This window comes from Methanosarcina sp. UBA5, assembly GCF_002505485.1.
In the GTDB taxonomy this organism is placed as follows: Archaea; Halobacteriota; Methanosarcinia; order Methanosarcinales; family Methanosarcinaceae; genus Methanosarcina.
This window is the reverse complement of sequence record NZ_DAVG01000009.1, coordinates 1-3,107: the sequence shown is the minus strand read 5'-3', so window position 1 is coordinate 3,107 and position 3,107 is coordinate 1. Positions and strand designations below refer to the sequence as shown.

3 protein-coding genes are annotated in these 3,107 nt (G+C 41.8%); all 3 read right to left on the bottom strand.

Annotated features, from left to right (window positions below):
* Positions 1-410 (bottom strand): helix-turn-helix transcriptional regulator (locus BP621_RS00765; RefSeq protein ID WP_292387286.1); only part of this gene is annotated, 410 nt, incomplete at its 3' end.
* A gap of 868 nt (positions 411-1,278) precedes the next feature.
* Positions 1,279-2,721 (bottom strand): APC family permease, encoded by a 1,443-nt coding sequence (locus BP621_RS00760; RefSeq protein ID WP_292387283.1) that lies wholly within the window; start codon positions 2,719-2,721, stop codon positions 1,279-1,281.
* A 258-nt stretch (positions 2,722-2,979) separates the two neighbouring features.
* The coding region (locus tag BP621_RS00755; RefSeq protein WP_349682032.1) for a hypothetical protein at positions 2,980-3,107 on the bottom strand (128 nt) is incomplete at its 5' end.

Below are 3,107 nucleotides of genomic sequence, written 5' to 3'. Positions count from 1 at the left end.
CATTTGGATTTTATAAGATTCTCAGTAAATTCCCTTGGAAGGTCAAACAAATGGTTAAGATCAGGTTCAATTACCATACACTCGCCCAGTTCTCCAAGCCGCATAAACTGCTCCTGGGGTATTATACTCGTATCCCGACTTACCCAATATTCCTTGTTTTCCTCCAGGACCTCCAGTGTGTTCAGGAGAGGGAGCATATTTCCTACGACAAGTTTTCCGATCTCTGAGAGCATATAAGTGTTCTCTTTCTGGAGAATCAATCCCTGTTTTTTAAGGATTTTAATCTGAGGCATCATCGCCTTCGAGGTCACATTCAGAGAAGTTTTTATTTGCTCAATGTCCCTGGGACCTTCCATAAGCAGGAGAAGGAGATTTTTTCTTTTTTCAGAAAGCCAGATAGTGTCACACAAAGATGAGCTCATTGCTACTTTAGATTTATAGACAGTACTTTTATTAAAAGATTATGTTACTAATGATTTATATTTAATAAATTTTAATTCTGAAAGAGATTCTGAGCCTTAATAAATCCGATTGAAAATTTTAACGCCATAAAAAAATCACTTTACTTTAGAACCTGCGTATAGCTCTTTCTTTTGCCTGAAACTTTTGCAAGAACCACGCGGATTGGGCTATATATTATTGAAGCCATAGATAGATCACTTACCAGTAAACAAGAATAAATCCAACAAAAGAGAAAAAGTATAAACATTAAAAATGCTAAAAATTGTTGCATTCTTTTGAGAAGAAATTACAGAATCCTGTCGGATTCATGCCGGCTGTAGAAATCTGGCTGAAACTCATGGGACCTCTGAGAAACTAAGAAGAAAATTTCAGGTTATTAAACCTGAATTTTCTCTACTCCGAATCCGGCAAATGCATTAAAAATGTACCAGAGCTGTGGCATGTGGGAATACCATAGCTTCTGGATAACCTCCATAGCTGAATTTTTTTCACTATATTCTTCTCACTTATTTTTTCCCTATTTCCTCTTTTTCTTTGCCTCTGACTCTATTTTCAATCAGAGAAGATTATATAGAATAGAGGTAATAAAAAGCTTTAGTTTCGTGATAATAAAAAAATCAATATGGGGCTACAGGATTAATAGGTTAAATATTTTATAATATTCCCGTATTATGTACCCTGTAGCCACACGTTTTCAGTTAACCCTTTTTGCACCCGATACAGACTCATGATTTGATGATATTTATCGGCTCACGAACTGAACCGGCTTCCAGGAAAGAGGAACAGTAGAAATCTTTGGAATTTACTTTTGTGACTTTAAATTGTGGACTCGCTTGATAGGGAATTATCCTTCTCTAAAGTTGTCTTGTTCTCATTCTGGGAATAGTACCATAGAGGAAGATAAAGGGCAAGCACCACGAAGCCAACTATCGTTGAAGTCCAGCCTAACTCAAGACTGTTCAGGTATACTATTCCAATTAGGCATAGAGGCAGGTTAAAGAACCCAAAGAAAAAGGCTACGTGTTTCCAGCCACCCGGGGCTTTGAACGGTCTTTCAAGCTTCGAGAACCTCGGGTCAACTTTTGCCTTCACATATGCGAGCAGACTTATCCCATTGGCACAGACATAGCCTATTGCTGAGGCGGCAACTATAGCTGCAGGAGTTCCTAGGAAGATGAAACCCATATTCAAGAGAGCAATGACAATCATTGCGTTGACTGGAGTTCCATGCGCATTCATTTTTCCAAAGAACCGTGGCAGATTTCCTTCTTCAGCCATGGAGTACATAGCCCTTGAAGCTCCGAGGAAGGCTGTCTGGATAATGAGGACCATTGCCGCAATTAACATGAAGATCGTCAGAGACCCACCTATAGAGCCAAGGGTCATCTGAGCTATAGGTAGCATTGGAGAGACCGGTTCGGCTAGGATTCCTTCAATTCCTAGGGCTCCGGTACAGGCTGACTGAACAAGAATGAAGGTCACAAGACAGATTGCACCACAGATAAAGAGGGCTTTTGGGACATCCGATTTAGGCTGCTTATATTCAGGCCCGTAGATTGCTGCGGTTTCCCAGGCGCATGCACTCCACTGTGCCATTGCAAAAAGCCCGAGCAGGATCAGGATATGCTGGCCATCCCAACTCCAGTCTGTGGGAAGCCAGGCACCGGTGATATTGCTGAGCTCAAAGTGCCCGGTTACGAAAGGTGCAAGCGCAATAATAATAAGTGGGGCAAGCGAAAGCACAGCAAGAATATACCCGAGCATTGCTCCGCCGGCAAGCCCGCGATAATTGACCAGGATAAGAAGTACGAATACGACTGCGCCGGACGCAAGGTAGATAACAAGGTCAGGCATGCCTGCAAGTGCAGGAATCAGGCCTTTGAGATAGCTTCCGATCAGGATTGAATAGATTGCAAGGACCGGGTTCCAGGCAAACCAGTAGCTCCAGGCGCTGAAACCTCCAAGCAATTTACTCAGGTCATATCGATTGTTTGCGTTCCCCGTAAAAACACTCTGGGCGTACCCGGGAAGCCCGGATGCTTTTGGGAACATTGTAGCAAGTTCTCCGTATGCGAAATTTTGCATGAAACCCTGAAAGACAGATAGCGCCCAGATAATGATTGCAAAAGTCCAGACATAATTTGCAAAATAGCCTATGGACGGCAGGATCAGCACAGGAACTCCCAGGGCAATTGCAAGCCCCTGCTTCCAGTCAATTGTTCGCTGGAGTCCTCCGTTTTCACTGTTTTCTTCGCTCATTTTCAAGCACACTCCTATAATTATTAGACAACAACTGACGATTCGCACAGCTATTGCAGCACAAATCGATTCATAAAAGCCTGCAAACGGAAAAAGCGGAAAAATCCGAAAAAATTCAAGCCTTCTCAGAAATATTTTCAAGAAATACTTTCAAGAAATATTATCAGAAAATATCCTGAGAAAGGTGTACAGAAGATCTGTACCCCGCTTTTCCGTATCTTTGCAATTATTTTGGAGTTTTTCCTTTACATTATCTATTTACGCTATCTGCTTTCTGAATAGGTCGCAGGAATTAATCTTAATATCGAGCAACTTTTCGATGTTCATCTTTGCAGCAATACCTTTTGCAGCGCCTGGCACCGAAGTTATAACACCGATATTGAGTT